Annotated in this window: 18 protein-coding genes; 6 read left to right on the top strand and 12 right to left on the bottom strand. The window is 61.9% G+C overall.

Features of this window, described 5'->3' with window-relative positions:
- Positions 1 to 5: 5 nt before the first annotated feature.
- The 4 genes from metX to BMZ57_RS11160 all read right to left on the bottom strand — a co-directional run bounded on the left by metX (position 6) and on the right by BMZ57_RS11160 (position 3,492).
- Complete coding sequence (gene metX, locus BMZ57_RS11175; protein ID WP_010207235.1) at positions 6 to 1,145, bottom strand: homoserine O-succinyltransferase MetX; 1,140 nt, start codon at positions 1,143 to 1,145, stop codon at positions 6 to 8.
- Between the two features lie 207 nt (positions 1,146 to 1,352).
- Positions 1,353 to 1,943 (bottom strand): YggT family protein, encoded by a 591-nt coding sequence (locus BMZ57_RS11170; protein WP_010207234.1) that lies wholly within the window; start codon positions 1,941 to 1,943, stop codon positions 1,353 to 1,355.
- Positions 1,944 to 1,952: 9 nt separating this feature from the next.
- On the bottom strand, positions 1,953 to 2,771 hold the full coding sequence (gene proC / locus BMZ57_RS11165; protein ID WP_010207233.1) for a pyrroline-5-carboxylate reductase: 819 nt from the start codon (positions 2,769 to 2,771) through the stop codon (positions 1,953 to 1,955).
- Positions 2,772 to 2,805: 34 nt separating this feature from the next.
- Positions 2,806 to 3,492, bottom strand: a complete 687-nt coding sequence (locus BMZ57_RS11160) for a YggS family pyridoxal phosphate-dependent enzyme (RefSeq protein WP_047542517.1) — start codon at positions 3,490 to 3,492, stop codon at positions 2,806 to 2,808.
- Positions 3,493 to 3,549: 57 nt separating this feature from the next.
- On the opposite strand from BMZ57_RS11160, the gene BMZ57_RS11155 reads away from it, so the two are divergent.
- Positions 3,550 to 4,584 carry a type IV pilus twitching motility protein PilT gene (locus tag BMZ57_RS11155; RefSeq protein ID WP_069672933.1) on the top strand — a complete coding sequence of 345 codons (1,035 nt, stop codon included), beginning with the start codon at positions 3,550 to 3,552 and terminating at the stop codon, positions 4,582 to 4,584.
- A 140-nt stretch (positions 4,585 to 4,724) separates the two neighbouring features.
- Here BMZ57_RS11155 and BMZ57_RS11150 read toward each other — a convergent pair whose 3' ends face one another.
- On the bottom strand, positions 4,725 to 5,363 hold the full coding sequence (locus BMZ57_RS11150; RefSeq protein ID WP_021492670.1) for a C40 family peptidase: 639 nt from the start codon (positions 5,361 to 5,363) through the stop codon (positions 4,725 to 4,727).
- Between the two features lie 268 nt (positions 5,364 to 5,631).
- On the opposite strand from BMZ57_RS11150, the gene BMZ57_RS11145 reads away from it, so the two are divergent.
- Positions 5,632 to 6,042: an NINE protein gene (locus BMZ57_RS11145; RefSeq protein ID WP_164673138.1), complete on the top strand. Its 411-nt coding sequence runs from the start codon at positions 5,632 to 5,634 to the stop codon at positions 6,040 to 6,042.
- A gap of 149 nt (positions 6,043 to 6,191) precedes the next feature.
- Here the strand turns inward: BMZ57_RS11145 and BMZ57_RS11140 are convergent, their stop codons facing one another.
- The 7 genes from BMZ57_RS11140 to gshB all read right to left on the bottom strand — a co-directional run bounded on the left by BMZ57_RS11140 (position 6,192) and on the right by gshB (position 12,087).
- Positions 6,192 to 7,463 (bottom strand): dihydroorotase, encoded by a 1,272-nt coding sequence (locus BMZ57_RS11140; protein WP_010207225.1) that lies wholly within the window; start codon positions 7,461 to 7,463, stop codon positions 6,192 to 6,194.
- A complete protein-coding gene (locus BMZ57_RS11135) occupies positions 7,460 to 8,464 on the bottom strand; it encodes an aspartate carbamoyltransferase catalytic subunit (protein ID WP_069672932.1) in 1,005 nt (334 codons plus the stop codon). Before BMZ57_RS11135 ends, BMZ57_RS11140 begins: the two co-directional genes overlap by 4 nt.
- A gap of 24 nt (positions 8,465 to 8,488) precedes the next feature.
- Positions 8,489 to 8,995: a bifunctional pyr operon transcriptional regulator/uracil phosphoribosyltransferase PyrR gene (gene pyrR, locus BMZ57_RS11130; RefSeq protein WP_010207223.1), complete on the bottom strand. Its 507-nt coding sequence runs from the start codon at positions 8,993 to 8,995 to the stop codon at positions 8,489 to 8,491.
- An 81-nt stretch (positions 8,996 to 9,076) separates the two neighbouring features.
- Positions 9,077 to 9,514: a Holliday junction resolvase RuvX gene (gene ruvX, locus BMZ57_RS11125; RefSeq protein WP_003195067.1), complete on the bottom strand. Its 438-nt coding sequence runs from the start codon at positions 9,512 to 9,514 to the stop codon at positions 9,077 to 9,079.
- Positions 9,514 to 10,083 carry a YqgE/AlgH family protein gene (locus BMZ57_RS11120; protein WP_010207221.1) on the bottom strand — a complete coding sequence of 190 codons (570 nt, stop codon included), beginning with the start codon at positions 10,081 to 10,083 and terminating at the stop codon, positions 9,514 to 9,516. Before BMZ57_RS11120 ends, ruvX begins: the two co-directional genes overlap by 1 nt.
- A 67-nt stretch (positions 10,084 to 10,150) precedes the next feature.
- Positions 10,151 to 11,056 carry an energy transducer TonB gene (locus BMZ57_RS11115; RefSeq protein ID WP_010207219.1) on the bottom strand — a complete coding sequence of 302 codons (906 nt, stop codon included), beginning with the start codon at positions 11,054 to 11,056 and terminating at the stop codon, positions 10,151 to 10,153.
- A gap of 77 nt (positions 11,057 to 11,133) precedes the next feature.
- The gene (gene gshB, locus BMZ57_RS11110) at positions 11,134 to 12,087 is read right to left on the bottom strand and encodes a glutathione synthase (protein ID WP_010207218.1); all 954 of its coding nucleotides are present in this window, start codon (positions 12,085 to 12,087) and stop codon (positions 11,134 to 11,136) included.
- 239 nt (positions 12,088 to 12,326) lie between these two features.
- On the opposite strand from gshB, the gene pilG reads away from it, so the two are divergent.
- From pilG to BMZ57_RS11090, 4 genes are read left to right on the top strand one after another with little or no spacing between them, the layout of a single operon-like run.
- A complete protein-coding gene (pilG, locus tag BMZ57_RS11105) occupies positions 12,327 to 12,734 on the top strand; it encodes a twitching motility response regulator PilG (RefSeq protein WP_010207217.1) in 408 nt (135 codons plus the stop codon).
- Between the two features lie 46 nt (positions 12,735 to 12,780).
- The gene (gene pilH / locus BMZ57_RS11100; protein WP_010207216.1) at positions 12,781 to 13,146 is read left to right on the top strand and encodes a twitching motility response regulator PilH; all 366 of its coding nucleotides are present in this window, start codon (positions 12,781 to 12,783) and stop codon (positions 13,144 to 13,146) included.
- Between the two features lie 12 nt (positions 13,147 to 13,158).
- A complete protein-coding gene (locus tag BMZ57_RS11095) occupies positions 13,159 to 13,683 on the top strand; it encodes a chemotaxis protein CheW (protein ID WP_010207215.1) in 525 nt (174 codons plus the stop codon).
- Positions 13,680 to 15,731 (top strand): methyl-accepting chemotaxis protein, encoded by a 2,052-nt coding sequence (locus BMZ57_RS11090; RefSeq protein WP_010207214.1) that lies wholly within the window; start codon positions 13,680 to 13,682, stop codon positions 15,729 to 15,731. The genes BMZ57_RS11095 and BMZ57_RS11090 overlap by 4 nt, the downstream gene beginning before the upstream one ends.
- The last annotated feature ends 6 nt before the right edge of the window (positions 15,732 to 15,737 follow it).

Genomic DNA, 15,737 nt, shown 5'->3' with positions numbered 1-15,737 from the left:
CGTTCTCACACAGTAATCCGGTTCATGTAATTGCCGAACGCCTGCAAATAACGCGGGATCGGAATCAGGAAGGCGTCGTGGCCTTGCGGCGCATCGATTTCCAGGTAGCAGACGTCCTTGCGCGCGGCCATCAGCGCATCCACCAGCTCGCGGGAGCGGGCCGGCGAGAAGCGCCAGTCGGTGGTGAACGACATCACGCAGAACTTGGCGGTGGCGCCTTCGAAGGTTTTCGCCAGGTCGTCATCAAAGTTGGCCGCCGGGTCGAAGTAGTCCAACGCCTTGGTCATCAGCAGGTAGGTGTTGGCGTCGAAACGCCCGGAGAACTCCTCGCCCTGATAACGCAGGTAGCTTTCCACTTGGAACTCGACGCTGTGGAAGTCGTAGTTGAGCTTCTCGCTCTTGAGGCCACGGCCGAATTTCTCGCCCATGGAGTCATCGGACAGGTAGGTGATATGCCCGACCATCCGCGCCAGCATCAGGCCGCGCTTGGGAATCACACCGGCTTCCTGGAACGAACCGCCGTGGAACTCCGGGTCGGTCAGGATCGCCTGGCGCGCCACTTCGTTGAAGGCGATGTTCTGCGCCGACAACTTGGGGGCCGAGGCGATGGCCAGGCAATGGCGCACGCGATCCGGGTAGGTGATGGTCCATTGCAGCGCCTGCATGCCGCCCAGGCTGCCACCGATCACGGCGGCCCACTGGTTGATGCCGAGCAGGTCGGCGAGGCGGGCCTGGCTGTGCACCCAGTCTTCCACGGTCAGTACCGGGAAATCGGCGCCGAACGGCTTGCCGGTTTCCGGGTTGATACTGCTCGGGCCGGTGGAACCGTTGCAGCCGCCGAGGTTGTTCAGGCTGACCACGAAGAACTTGTTGGTGTCGATGGGCTTGCCGGGGCCGATGCAACTGTCCCACCAGCCGGGCTTGCGCTCGTCGACCGAATGGAAACCGGCGGCGTGATGATGGCCGGACAAGGCGTGGCAGATCAGCACGGCGTTGCTCGCCGTGGCGTTCAGTTGGCCGTAGGTTTCATAGATCAAGTCATAGGCAGGCAGCGCACGCCCGCAGGCCAGGGCCAGCGGTTCGCTGAAGTGCGCCACTTGGGGCACGACCAGTCCAACAGAATCGGGGGGGAAGGCAGTTGGCATCGACCCTGCTCTCGTTTAAATGAGGCGTAAGTCTAAAGACCGCTGCACCCAGCGGCAAGCAAAGGCCGGCCAGGATTGAATTCAATATGCAGATACAAAATGTGGGAGCTGGCTTGCCTGTGATAGCGGCGTGCCAGTCAGCCAATCCGTTGACTGATACATCGCTATCGCAGGCAAGCCAGCTCCCACACGTTATCGCGCCGATCGTTAGATCAGCAGTCGCAGGATTTCTGGCATTCCGGTCATGGCCGCCAGGTTGTTGATTACCAGCATGTCCAGCAATTTGAGCACCATGAACGCCAGGATCGGCGAAATATCCAGGCCGCCCAGGTTCGGCAGCAGGCGGCGGAATGGCGCCAGGGCCGGTTCGCAGATCTGGTTCACCAGCTCGGCGCCAGGGTTGTGGCTGCCCGGTGCGACCCAGGACAGGATCACGCTGATGATCAGGGCGAAGAAGAAGATCTTCAGGAACAGCGCGGTCACGCCGATGATGGCCCAGACCAGCAACTGGAGGAAATTACCGGTGGTGCCGTAGGTCAGCAACAGGGTCAGCGCCATCAAGGCCAGCTGTACCAGGATCGCCAGGACCAGCGACGACATGTCCAGGCCGAACAGGCTCGGGATCACCCGGCGCAACGGCTTGAGCAGCGGCTGGGTGGCCTTCACGATGAACTGGCAGAGCGGGTTGTAGAAGTTCGCACGCACCAGTTGCAGCACGAAGCGCAACAGCACGATCAACAGGTACAGGCTGCCGAGGGTTTGCAGCACGTAGACGGCCGCGGTGTTCAAACCAATCATGTTGGCTCCTTATTTGCCCAGTTGTTCGGCGAGTTCCGCCGAGCGGTGCGCAGCGGCACCCAATGCTTTTTCCACCAGGGCTTCAAAGCCCCCGGCCTGGAACGACTCGATGGCCGCCTGTGTGGTGCCGCCAGGCGAGGTTACGCGACGGCGCAACTCGGCGGCGTCCACATCGCTGGCAACCGCCATATGCGCGGCGCCCAGGGCAGTCTGCTCGGCCAGTTGCTCGGCAACGTCCTTGGACAGGCCCAGCTTCACGCCGGCGGCGGTCATGGCCTCGATCAGCAGGAAGAAGTACGCCGGGCCGCTGCCGGACACGGCGGTGACCGCATCCAGTTGCTGTTCCTGCTCCAGCCACAGGGCGATGCCCACGGCGGACAACAACTCGTGCGCCTGGTCACGTTGTTCGGCGGTCACCTCGGCGGTGGCGTACAGCCCGCTCACGCCTTGGCTGACCAGTGCCGGGGTGTTAGGCATGCAGCGCACGATCGGCTGGGCACCGAGCCAGGTGTTCATGCTGGCGCAGGTGATGCCGGCGGCGATGGACACCACCAGCTGGTGCGGCTGCAGGCTCGGACGCAGGCTCTCGCACACGGCTTTCATGGCCTGCGGCTTCACGGCCAGTACGATGACATCGACGCCCTGGATGGCCTCGGCGTTGTCGGCAAAGGTTTCAATGCCGTGCTCGGTGTTGACGCGGGCGCGGGTGTCGGCGCCTGGGTCGCTGGCGCGGATCTGCGCGGCGTCCAGGCCCTTGGCCCGCAGGCCACCGATCAGGCTGGCCGCCATGTTACCGGCGCCGATAAAGGCAATACGCGTGTTGCTCATGACAGGTCCTTACTCAGAGGGAAGTCAGCCATGTTCATGGCTGGCCGTAGTCGCGGGCGCCAAACAGGGCGGTACCGATCCGCACCCAGGTGGCGCCTTGGGCGATGGCCGACTCAAGGTCGTGGCTCATGCCCATGGAAAGTGTGTCCAGCGGCAGGTTCAGGCTGTTTTGCAGGTCGCGTACCGCGGCGAACGCTGCGTCTTGCGCGGTCCGATCTTCAGTCGGCTCAGGAATCGCCATCAAGCCACGCAGCTTCAGGCGTGGCAGGGCACTGATTGCATGGGCCAGGGCCGGCAGGTCGGCGGGCGTACAGCCGGACTTGCTGGCTTCGCCGCTGACATTGACCTGGATGCAGATATTCAGCGGTGGCAGGTCGGCCGGGCGTTGTTCGGACAAACGTTGAGCGATTTTCAGGCGATCCACGGAATGCACCCAAGCGAAGTTCTCGGCGATAGCGCGCGTCTTGTTCGATTGAATGGGGCCGATGAAGTGCCAACTCAAGGGCAGGTCAGTTAATTCGGCCTGTTTGCCCAGCGCTTCCTGCAGGTAGTTCTCGCCAAAGTCGTGCATCCCGGCGGCATAGGCTTCGCGCACGGCTTGCGCGGGTTTGGTCTTGCTCACGGCCAGCAGGTGGATGCTGCTTGCGTCACGTTGCACGGCGTCGGCTGCGGCGCGGATGCGCTGGCTAACCTGGCCGATGTTGTCTGCTATCGTCGACATTCAAGATGCGCCCGTGGATATGGAGTCCGCGGCATTCTACTGGAAATGGAAAGCCCTATGGATATCACTGAACTACTCACGGCCAGCGTGCGCCGTGGCGCCTCCGACCTGCATTTGTCCGCTGGCCTGGCGCCGATGCTGCGGGTTGATGGCGAGGTCTGGCCGCTGGAGGGGCCGGTGCTTTCACCTACGCAAGTAGCGGACTTATTGAGCCCTTTGCTCAATCAGCATCAACAAAAGGATTTCGAAACATCTCTTGAAACGGATTTTGCGTTCGAGTTGCCCGACGTGGCGCGTTTCCGGGCCAATGTGTTCCGGCAGGATCGCGGGCTGAGCGCGGTGTTTCGTACCATACCGTCCGAAGTCCGGAGCTTGGAAAGCCTTGGTCTCGGTGAAGTATTCCAGCGTATCGCCCAACTGCCCCGGGGCCTCGTGTTGGTCACCGGCCCGACCGGTTCAGGCAAGTCCACCACCCTGGCGGCGATGATTGATTTTCTCAATCAGCATCGGCGCCATCACATCCTCACCCTTGAAGACCCCATCGAATTTATTCACACGCCGAAAATGGCGTTGATCAACCAACGCCAGGTGCATCGCGACACCCATGGCTTTTCGGTTGCCCTGCGCTCGGCCCTGAGGGAAGACCCGGACGTGATCCTGGTGGGCGAACTGCGTGACTTGGAGACCATCCGCCTGGCGCTGACGGCGGCCGAGACCGGGCACCTGGTATTTGGCACCCTGCACACCAGTTCGGCCGCAAAGACCGTAGACCGGCTGGTGGATGTGTTCCCGGCCGGGGAAAAGGTCATGGTCCGCTCGATGTTGTCGGAGTCGTTGCAAGCGGTGGTGTCCCAGGTGCTGGTGAAGAAGATCGGCGGCGGGCGGGTGGCGGCTCACGAGATCATGCTGGGCACGCCGGCCATTCGGAATTTGATCCGCGAGGACAAGGTGGCGCAGATGGTCTCAGCGATCCAGACGGGTGGGGCGTTGGGGATGAAGACGTTGGATATGAGCTTGAAGGTGCTGGTCGGGGAGGGGCTGGTCAGCCGGGAAGACGCGCGGGAGAAGGCGAGGGTACCGACAGACATATGAGGTCTTTAGAACGATGTAAATCAAATGTGGGAGCGGGCTTGCTCGCGAAAGCGTTAGATCAGTCGATTAGTCTGTTGACTGACACTCCGCTTTCGCGAGCAAGCCCGCTCCCACATTGGGTACTGCATTTCAGCCTGAAATCAGCGCTGAACGATCCGCAGGTTATTCTGCTCTTTCGGCAGCACCCGCTTGGCAATCACGTAGTTCTTGTTCCAGAACGGCTTCTTCAGCGTGTCGATGCTGACCGATTTGCCACGGCGCGGTGCGTGGATGAAGCGATCATTGCCCAGGTAAATGGCAACGTGGTTCACCTGGCGGCTCTTGAGTTTGAAGAACAGCAGGTCACCTGGTTTCAAGTCCTTGCGATCAACCTTCTGCCCGTGGCCAGCGGCCATGGCATTGGAAGTACGCGGCAGGTCCACGGCGGCTACGTCGTTGAACGCGTATTTTACCAAGCCGCTGCAGTCGAACCCTTTACTTGGGCTGCTGCCGCCCCAACGATAAGGAGTACCGAGCACGTTGACGGCGCGGCTGAGGACGGTGCTGCTCTGCTTGGTGTTGACGCCGACCAGGCCTGGAACTGCTTTGCCGTTGTGGGCCTTGCTCACTTGAGTCGGGCGGTTGACGGTCAGCTTTACCGATTTGGCGGTGCTTGGCGTGCTGTGGACTTTAGGGGTGAAACCGTTAACGTTAGGAAGTCGTTGCTCACGATTGGTGGCGTGGGCGGCCAGTGGCATTAATAGGCAAATGGTTAGCCATGTCTTGAAAAATGGTCGCATTAGGCGTGGCTCTTATGGGTTTGCGCGCAACTTTATAACAGCTTTTTGTGTCGTTCTCAGGCCGTTTGTCGACTGAACCTTGACGTCAAAATCAGGAAAAACGCGACGATTCGCCGCAATTGTCCTACACAAGTCAGGTGGCATAAGGCTTTCAGGGCAGGGAAGATACCATTTGCCGTACGTCGGGCGCCTGTAAAAAAGTCACAAAGAAAGTGAAAAAATTTATCTATCGAAGCAAAAGAGGTACGCGATGAACACCTATCAGCAGATTGGTCCGCAGCAAGATACCCACAGTAAGGTGATCGGCTACCTGCTGTGGATTTTCGGTTTTACCGGGGCGCATCGCTTCTATTACGGCAAGCCGGTGACCGGCACGATCTGGTTTTTCACCTTGGGCTTGCTGGGTATCGGCTGGCTGATCGACCTGTTCCTGATCCCGGCCATGGACCGTGAAGCGGACCTGCGCTTTACCGCCGGACCCATCGAATACAACGTGGCCTGGATCCTGTTGGCGTTTCTAGGCGTGTTTGGCGTGCACCGCATGTACCAGGGCAAATGGATCACCGGCCTGATCTACCTGCTGACCGGCGGTTTGTTCCTGGTGGGAGTGCTGTATGACTTCTGGACGTTGAATACGCAGATTTCGATCCGCAATGCCGAGCGCAACGCCGGACGGTAAGTCTGCACACAATCAAATGTGGGAGCTGGCTTGTGTAGGAGCTGGCTTGCCTGCGATAGCATCACCTCGGTCTTTGAGCCAAACCGAGGTGATGCTATCGCAGGCAAGCCAGCTCCTACATGGGCCGTGCCCACATTGGATGTGTTCTATCAGGCCTGGTAGCTGATCCGCCCATCCACCAAGGTGTAACGCACCGTCGCCGGCAGGCTATGCCCGATGAACGGGCAGTTCTCACCCTTGGACAGCCACTGTTCCCCGGCAATCGTCGAGCTGGCCGGATCAAACAGCACCAGATCCGCCGCCGAACCCACCGCCAACTTACCGGCCGGCAGGCGCAAGGCCTCGGCCGGGCCGGCGCTCAGGCGCGCCAGCAGTGTCGGCAAGTCCAGCAGTCCATCTTCCACTAACGTCATCGCCAGTGGCAGCAACAGTTCGACACTGCTGATGCCAGGCTCTGTCGCGCCAAACGGTGCCAGCTTGGCATCTCGCTCATGGGGCTGGTGATGGCTGGAAATCGCCGAGACCACACCGGACTTGACCGCCGCCCGCAAACCTTCACGGTCGGCCAGGGTGCGCAGCGGCGGTTGCACGTGGTACAGGCTGGAGAAATCGATCAGCGCCTCATCCGTCAAAATCAGCTGATACAGCGCCACATCCGCTGTGACCGGCAAACCACGGGCCTGGGCCTGGGCGATCAGGGCGACGCCGCGAGCGCTGGTCAATTGGCTGAAGTGCGCGCGCACACCGCTTTGCTCCACCAGCAGCAGGTCACGGGCCAGGGCCACGGTCTCGGCGGTTTCCGGAATGCCCGGCAGGCCGAGGAAGCTGGCCACGGCGCCTTCATGGGCCAGGCCGCCTTCGGCCAGGTCGCGGTCCTGGGAATGGAAGATCACCGTCAGGTCGAAGGTCGCTGCGTATTCCAGGGCGCGTAACAGCGTGCGGGTGCTGCGAAAGCTTTCCAGGCCATTGCCGAAGGCCACGCAACCGGCGTCACGCAGGGCGATCAGTTCAGCGAGTTGTTCGCCTTCCAGGCCTTTGCTCAGGGCGCCGATGGGGAACACCTTGCAATTGCCGGCTTCGCGGGCGCGGTCGAGGATCAGCTCGGTCACGGCCGAGGTGTCGAGAACCGGTTTGGTGTGCGGCGGGCAGCACAGGCTGGTCACGCCGCCGGCTGCTGCGGCGCGGGTTTCGCTGGTGATGTTGCCCTTGCGGCTGTAGCCCGGTTCGCGCAGGGCAACGTTCAGGTCGACCAGGCCAGGTGCGGCCACCAAGCCGTTGGCGTCAATGGTTTCAGTCGCGCTGAAACCCGCGGGGGCGGCGCCGATGGCGATGAGCTTTCCGGCTTCCAGATGCAGATCGGTGACGTGATCCAGGCCGCTGGCCGGATCGATGACGCGGGCGCCGAGGATGCTGAGCTTCACTGGGCGTTCTCCTGCTCGAATTGACGTTGCGCGGTTTGCCCGCTCATGGCCATGGACAGCACGGCCATGCGGACGGCGATGCCGTAGGTGACCTGGTTCAAGATCACCGATTGAGGGCCGTCGGCCACTGCCGACTCAATCTCCACCCCACGGTTGATCGGGCCCGGGTGCATCACGATGGCATCCGGCTTGGCGCCGGCCAGGCGCGCGGTGGTCAGGCCGAACAGGCGGTAAAACTCGCCTTCGCTCGGCAACAGGCCACCGGCCATGCGCTCGCGCTGCAGGCGCAGCATGATCACCACGTCCACATCCTTGAGGCCTTCGGCCATGTTGGTGTAGACCTTCACACCGTACTGCTCGATGCCGATCGGCAGCAGGGTTTTGGGTGCGATCACGCGGATATCCGGGCAACCCAGGGCCTTGAGGGCCAGCATGTTCGAGCGCGCAACCCGCGAGTGCAGGATGTCGCCGACGATGGCCACCGAGAGGTTTTCAAAGCTGCCCTTGTGCCGACGGATGGTCAGCATGTCGAGCATGCCCTGGGTCGGGTGGGCGTGACGGCCATCGCCGCCGTTGATGATCGCCACCTGCGGGCACACGTGTTCGGCAATGAAGTGCGCGGCACCGGAATCGCCGTGGCGGACCACGAACATGTCGGCGGCCATGGCTTCCAGATTGCGCAGGGTGTCGAGCAGGGTTTCGCCCTTGCTCGCCGACGAGGTGGACACGTTCAGCGTGATCACGTCGGCCGACAGCCGCTGGGCCGCCAGTTCAAACGTGGTGCGGGTGCGCGTGGAGTTCTCGAAGAACACATTGCAGATGGTCTTGCCGCGTAGCAGCGGGACCTTCTTCACCGCGCGGCCACCGACTTCGAGAAACGAGTCGGCGGTGTCGAGGATTTCGGTGAGCAGTTCGCGGGGCAAACCGTCGAGGGACAAGAAGTGTTGCAACTGGCCCTGAGCATTGAGCTGCAGCGGGCGCTTGGCATCTAGAGGCGTCATCGCGGGGACTCTTTACAAGGCGGTTTAAAGGGCGAGGTCTTGCAGTTCGAGTTCGAGCGGCGTGGGACCGGACAATTTTACCCGCTGGTGGGCTTGCAGCGACAGTGTGGCGCCGACCACATCCGGGCTGATCGGCAGTTCGCCGGCATCCAGGTCCAGCAGGCACACCAGGGTCACGCTGGCCGGGCGGCCGTAGTCGAACAGTTCGTTCATGGCGGCGCGGATCGTGCGGCCGCTCATCAGCACGTCGTCGATCAGCACCAGATGCTGGCCCTCGATCTCGAACGGCAGGGCCGACGGGCGCACTTGCGGGTGCAGGCCGTTCTGGCTGAAATCGTCACGGTAAAAGGACACATCGAGGGTGCCGAGGGGCGAGTCGCTGCCCAGTGCTTCCAGCAGCGCCTGGGCCACCCACACACCGCCGGTGCGAATGCCGATGAAGCGCGGTTCGCTGATAGAGCGGTGTTGCAGATGGGCCGTGAGGCTTGTGGCCATCTGGCTGATCAGTTCGGCGGGGTTCGGCAGGCTCATGGTGGCTCCTTCAAGGCCTTGCGCGGCGGGGGCCTGCAAGGTCCGGGCTCAAACGTAAAAAGACGCGGCAAGCCGCGTCAGTCAGGATTCAAATAAAGCAGTGTTTTCATCCAGCCATCCCTGCAACAACAGGGCGGCGGCGATGGCGTCCACGGGATTGTCGCGGTAGCTGCCTTTCTGTCCGCCACGGTCACGGCGCTCGCCTTTGGCTTCAAAGGTGGTGAGGCGTTCGTCATGGGTATAGAAGGGCAGGTTGTAGCGGCCATTGAGGCGGCGGGCGAACTTTTCGGCGCGCAGGCACATGTCGCTGGGGGTGCCGTCCATGTTCAACGGCAGCCCGACCACGACCGCATCGGGTTTCCACTCTTTAATGAGGGCCTCGACCTGGTTCCAGTCCGGCACACCGTTCTGGGCTTTCAAGGTGCACAGCTCGCGGGCCTGGCCGGTGATCACCTGGCCGACCGCGACGCCGATCTGTTTGGTGCCGTAGTCAAAGCCGAGGATCAGACGTAAAGCCATCAGGCGTGCCCCGCCTGGCTGGTCAACAAACTGAGGTTGACCCGCAGCTTGGCGGCAGCCGCTTCCAGGCGCAGTTCGCTGGGGGTGTTGAACAGGATTTCCGCGTCGAAGGGGCACGTCAGCCAGGCATTGCTGGCCAGCTCGGCTTCCAATTGGCCGGCTTCCCAGCCCGCGTATCCGAGGGTGATCACACTTTGCTCGGGGCCTACACCGTCCGCGATGGCGAATAACACGTCCTGGGAGGTGGACAGCGACACACCGTCCAGATCGACCGTGGCCTGGAACTTCGGCCCCGTCGGGTGCAGCACAAAACCACGATCGGTCTGCACTGGCCCGCCGATGTAGATCGGCACACCCTGGCAACGGGCCGGTGTGTCGACTTCCGGGCGCAGTTGTTCAAGGATGTCCGCCAGGTTCAGCTCCTGCGGGCGGTTGACCACCAGCCCCATGGCACCATTGGCCGTGTGCTCGACGATGTAGGTCAAGGTCTGCGCAAAGTTCGGGTCGGCCATATGGGGCATGGCGATCAGGAATTGATGCTTGAGGTAGGTCGGGCTGACGTTTTTCATGTTCGATAGTGTGGCGGTGGAGGGGCGAACTGACAAGCTGGTGATGGGCCGCAGGTGGCAATTGTCATCAATTGCTCGACAACCGATCGCCCTTGGCGAACTTCCACGTGCGGATAATTTCCAGGCGGTCGACGTCGTTCAAATCGCCGCTGAACGGCGCGAAGGGCGCGGCCAGGCGCACGATGCGCTGGGCGGCCTGGTCCAGCAGCGGTTGGCCGGACGATTCCAGCACCTGCACTTCATATAACGTGCCGTCGCGGTTGATTGAAACCAATAGACGCAAATTGCCGTAAATCTGCTGACGCCGGGCTTCTTCCGGGTAGTTGAGGTTGCCGATGCGCTCGACCTTCTTGCGCCATTCGTCCTTATACCAGGCGCCTTTGTCGCGCATGGTCGAGGCCGCGTTCAACCGGTAGATGCGCGGGCGCTTGGCGTACAGCTGTTGTTCATTGGCCAGTTCGGCTTCGAGGCTGGAGATCTCGTCGGACAACGTCGAGCTGTCGAATGTCGGTGCCGGCTTTACGGGCTCGGGCGTGGGTTCGGTCTTGGTCTTTTCGCGCTGGGTCGGGGCTTTCTGCGGCTTGGGCGCGACGGTGGTCACCGCAGCCTTGGGCGCGGCCTGCTTGACCTCCGGCTTGGGCACCGGCGGCGGGGTGACTTTATTCACCTTGTTGTCCTGGAACGGTGCGACCTCGGTGGTCTTGGGTACCGCCTTTTTATCGAGGGTGCCGCTGCCCTGCTGGTTGTCTTGGGCGAGGAAATCAGCTTTCTCGGGCTTTTTTTCGCTCTTGAACGTGGCGAGGGTGATTTCCAGGGTTTTGCTGATCTGTTTGGGCTCGACCATGGTGAAACCCACGCCGAGGATCAGGGCCAGATGAATCAACGCTGCCAGAAACAGGGTAAAACCGAGCCGATCAGCCGGGCGCACGCCGCTGTGGGAGAGTTCGGGGGGCAGCTCGGACGGGAGTGTCATGACAAAAAAACCAACATCGCGCGTTTCACAGGTGGGGCATGATAGCGCAATGTTGGTGCGTGTCCGGCTGTTCTATATCACTTGGCTTGCAGCTTGCGCTCAATGGCGGCCATCAGCATTTCGCCGATGTTGGTGCCAAACGCATTGTCGATCTCGCGGATGCAGGTCGGGCTGGTGACGTTGATTTCAGTCAGGTGCTCACCGATCACGTCCAGGCCGACAAACAGCAAGCCCTTTTCACGCAAGGTCGGGCCGACCTGGGCTGCAATCCAACGGTCCTTGTCCGACAGAGGGCGTGCTTCACCACGACCACCGGCCGCCAGGTTGCCGCGGGTCTCGCCGGCCGCCGGGATGCGCGCCAGGCAGTAATCCACCGGCTCGCCGTCGATCATCAGGATGCGCTTGTCGCCGTCCTTGATCGCCGGCAGGTAGGCCTGCCCCATGATCTGCTGGGTGCCCAGGGCGGTCAGGGTCTCCAGGATCACTGACAGGTTCGGGTCGCCCGCGCGGTGACGGAAGATCGAGGTGCCACCCATGCCGTCCAGCGGCTTGAGGATCACATCGCCATGTTTGGCGGCGAACTCACGCAGCACGTCGGCGCGGCGGCTGACCACGGTCGGCGGCGTGCATTGTGGGAACAGGGTGGCGAACAGCTTTTCATTGCAGTCGCGCAGGCTCTGCGGCTTGTTGACGATCAGCACCCCGGCGCGCTCCGCCTGCTCCAGCAAGTAGGTGGAGTAGACGAATTCCATGTCGAACGGCGGGTCCTTGCGCATGAGGATCACGTCCAGATCGCTCAGCGGGCTGTCGATTTCATCCGCAAGCTCGAACCACTTCTGCGGGTTGGCAAACACCTGCAGCGGGCGCATGCGTGCACGGGCCTCGCCGTCGCCCTGGTAAAGATCGCGCTGTTCCATATAGAACAGGGTCCAGCCGCGGGCCTGGGCGGCCAGGAGCATGGCCAGCGAGCTGTCCTTTTTATAGGAAATGCTGGCGATAGGGTCCATGACAATGCCGACGCGAACGCTCATGGGGGATTTCCTCTAGCAAATTAGGGCGCATAAAAGTGGCGTCAGAGTGGCGCTGTGGCTGTTGTGGGTCAAGGAAAAACCACCTGGCCGGTTGCTCGATAGATTGCGTCCGGAGACTGTGCTAAAAAGACTGCCACGGCGCAGCAGCCCTTGAATTCCAAGGCTTGTGGCGCTCATCCTGTGCAACATCAGGCAGTACACACCGAAAACCGATTCGCTGTGGCGATGGCAGAGCAGATATGGAACAGCATTCCAACGCCTTGAGAGTGATGGTGATCGACGATTCGAAGACGATCCGCCGCACCGCTGAAACTTTGTTGAAGAATGTGGGATGCGATGTCATCACGGCCATCGACGGTTTCGATGCCCTGGCCCGGATTGTCGATCATCACCCGCACATTATTTTTGTCGACATCATGATGCCGCGCCTGGATGGCTATCAGACCTGCGCACTGGTGAAGAACAACCCGGCGTTCAAGTCGATCCCGGTGATCATGTTGTCCTCCAAGGACGGCCTGTTCGACAAGGCCAAGGGGCGCATTGTCGGTGTCGATCAGTTTTTGACCAAGCCTTTCAGCAAGGACGAACTGCTGGGTGCGATCAAGGCCTACGTGCCGGGGTTCGCCGCAGTAGAACAAGCACACTGACGCCGCCTCACAAGGGCCGGCGTCCACCTATGTAGTGGGGAAAACCATGGCACGTGTTCTGATCGTCGACGACTCGCCGACCGAAATGTACAAACTGACGGGCATGCTGGAAAAGCATGGCCATCAAGTCCTCAAGGCCGAAAACGGCGCGGATGGCGTGGCCCTGGCCCGCCTGGAACTGCCCGACGCCGTACTGATGGACATCGTGATGCCTGGCCTGAATGGCTTCCAGGCCACCCGCCAGCTGTCCAAGGAGCCGGAAACCAACGGCATCCCGATCATCATCATCACCACCAAGGACCAGGAAACCGACAAGATCTGGGGCGCGCGCCAGGGCGCCAAGGATTACCTGACCAAGCCGGTGGACGAAGAAACCCTGATCGCCACCCTGAACAAGGTATTGGCCGGCTGACGGTCCGCCATCATGACCGAGTCGCAAACCGCCTTCGAGCTGCTGTTGGGCATCGACCAACGTTGCCGTCTGCTGGCGGCTGACCTGCCGTCCCAGGAAACCCGCCTGCAACGCTGGAGCGGGATCGGCTTTCGCCTGGGCCAGCATTGGTATGTTGCGCCCATGGGCGAAGTCGCCGAAGTCCTGCATGAACCGCGTTGCACGCTGATGCCCGGGGTCAAGGCCTGGGTCAAGGGCGTGGCCAACCTGCGTGGGCGCTTGCTGCCGGTAATGGACCTGGGCGGCTTTCTCGGCCTTGAGCTGTCCAAGGCGGGCAAACAGCGGCGGGTGTTGGTGGTGGAATATAACGACCTGTTTGTGGGGCTGCTGGTGGACGAGGTGATGGGGATGCAGCATTTCGCACAAGACGCATGGCTGGCCAACGACGCCCCCGCCGCTCCGTTTATCCAGGGCCGGTTCGATGGCGACCCGCTGTGGCAGGTCTTCAGCCCCTTCGCTCTGGCCCAGGCCCCTGGCTTCATGGATGTTGCCGCATGACCACCGCTACCACGCCAAAACCCCAGGCCGGCTCGCGCAGTCGCTCGCAGATCGTCGTGCTATTCATTGCACTGATCGTGTTCATCATGTTGCTGTTCGCCAATTTCGCCTACCTCAACACCCAGTCCACCTATGACAAGCAGTACATTGGCCACGCCGGTGAGTTGCGCGTGCTGTCCCAGCGCATTGCCAAGAACGCCACCGAAGCCGCCGCCGGCAAGGCGGCTGCGTTCAAGTTGCTGGGGGAGGCGCGCAACGACTTCGCCCAGCGCTGGGGTTACCTGAAAAAAGGTGATCCGCAAACCGGCCTGCCTGCCGCACCCAGCGCCGTACGCGCCGAGATGCGCGCGGTACAGACCGACTGGGAAGCGCTGCTGAAGAACACCGATGCGATCCTCGCCAGTGAGCAGACCGTGCTGTCGTTGCATCAGGTGGCGGCGACCCTTGCCGAAACCGTGCCGCAACTGCAGATGGAGTCGGAAAAGGTCGTTGACATCCTCCTGCAGCGTGGCGCGCCGGCCAGCCAAGTAGCGTTGGCCCAGCGCCAATCACTGCTGGCCGAACGCATCCTTGGCGCGGTGAACACCGTGCTGGCCGGCGACGAAACCGCCGTGCAGGCCGCCGACGCCTTTGGCCGTGATGCCAACCGCTTTGGCCAGGTGCTCAGCGGCATGCTCCAGGGCAACCCCGGCCTGCGCATCACCCAGGTCGAAGACCGCGACGCCCGCGCACGCCTGACGGAAATCGCCGAGCTGTTCGAGTTTGTCTCCGGCTCCGTGGATGAAATCCTCGAAACCTCGCCGCAGTTGTTCCAGGTGCGAGCCTCGGCGAGCAATATCTTCAACCTGTCGCAAACGCTGCTTGAGGAAGCCTCGCACCTGGCCACCGGGTTTGAAAACCTCGCCAGCGGGCGCAGCTTCGACACCATCGGCGGCTATGTGCTGGGCCTTCTGGCGCTGACCTCGATCATCCTGATCGGCCTGGTGATGGTGCGCGAGACCAACCGCCAATTGCACGAAACTGCCGAGAAGAACGAACGCAACCAGAACGCGATCATGCGTCTGTTGGATGAAATCGAAGACCTGGCCGACGGCGACCTCACAGTGACCGCCTCGGTGACCGAAGACTTCACCGGCACCATCGCCGACTCCATCAACTATTCCGTCGACCAACTGCGCGACCTGGTCGCCACCATCAACCTGACCGCCGGGCAAGTCGCTGGTGCGGTGCAGGACACCCAGGCCACCGCCATGCACCTGGCCCAGGCGTCGGAGCATCAGGCCCAGCAGATCGCTGAAGCTTCCACCGCAATCAACCAGATGGCCCAGTCCATCGATCAGGTTTCGGCCAACGCCGCCGAGTCCTCGGCGGTAGCGGAGCGCTCGGTGGAAATCGCCAACAAGGGCAACGAGGTGGTGCACAACACCATCCACGGCATGGACAACATTCGCGAGCAGATCCAGGACACCGCCAAGCGCATCAAACGCTTGGGCGAGTCGTCCCAGGAGATTGGCGACATCGTCAGCCTGATCGACGACATTGCCGACCAGACCAACATCCTCGCCCTCAACGCCGCGATCCAGGCGAGCATGGCGGGGGATGCCGGGCGCGGTTTTGCGGTGGTCGCCGATGAAGTGCAGCGCCTGGCCGAGCGCTCATCGGCGGCCACCCGGCAGATCGAAACCCTGGTACGGGCGATCCAGGCCGACACCAACGAAGCGGTTATTTCCATGGAGCAGACCACTACCGAGGTGGTGCGCGGTGCGCGGCTGGCCCAGGACGCCGGGGTGGCGCTGGAAGAGATCGAAGGCGTGTCGAAAACCCTGGCGGCGCTGATCCAGAGCATCTCCAACGCGGCGCAGCAACAGACCTCGTCGGCGGGGCAGATTTCCCTGACGATGAATGTGATCCAGCAGATCACCACCCAGACCTCGTCGGGCTCCACGGCGACGGCTGAAAGCATTGGCAACCTGGCGAAAATGGCTAGCCAGTTGCGCCGGTCGGTGTCGGGGTTCACCCTCCCGCCGCCCAAGCAGGTCAATGATTGAAATGCT

The sequence above is a fragment of the Pseudomonas simiae genome (assembly GCF_900111895.1).
GTDB lineage: Bacteria > Pseudomonadota > Gammaproteobacteria > Pseudomonadales > Pseudomonadaceae > Aquipseudomonas > Aquipseudomonas simiae.
The sequence above is the reverse complement of the archived record's forward strand: the minus strand, read 5'-3'. Positions and strand labels throughout refer to the sequence as shown.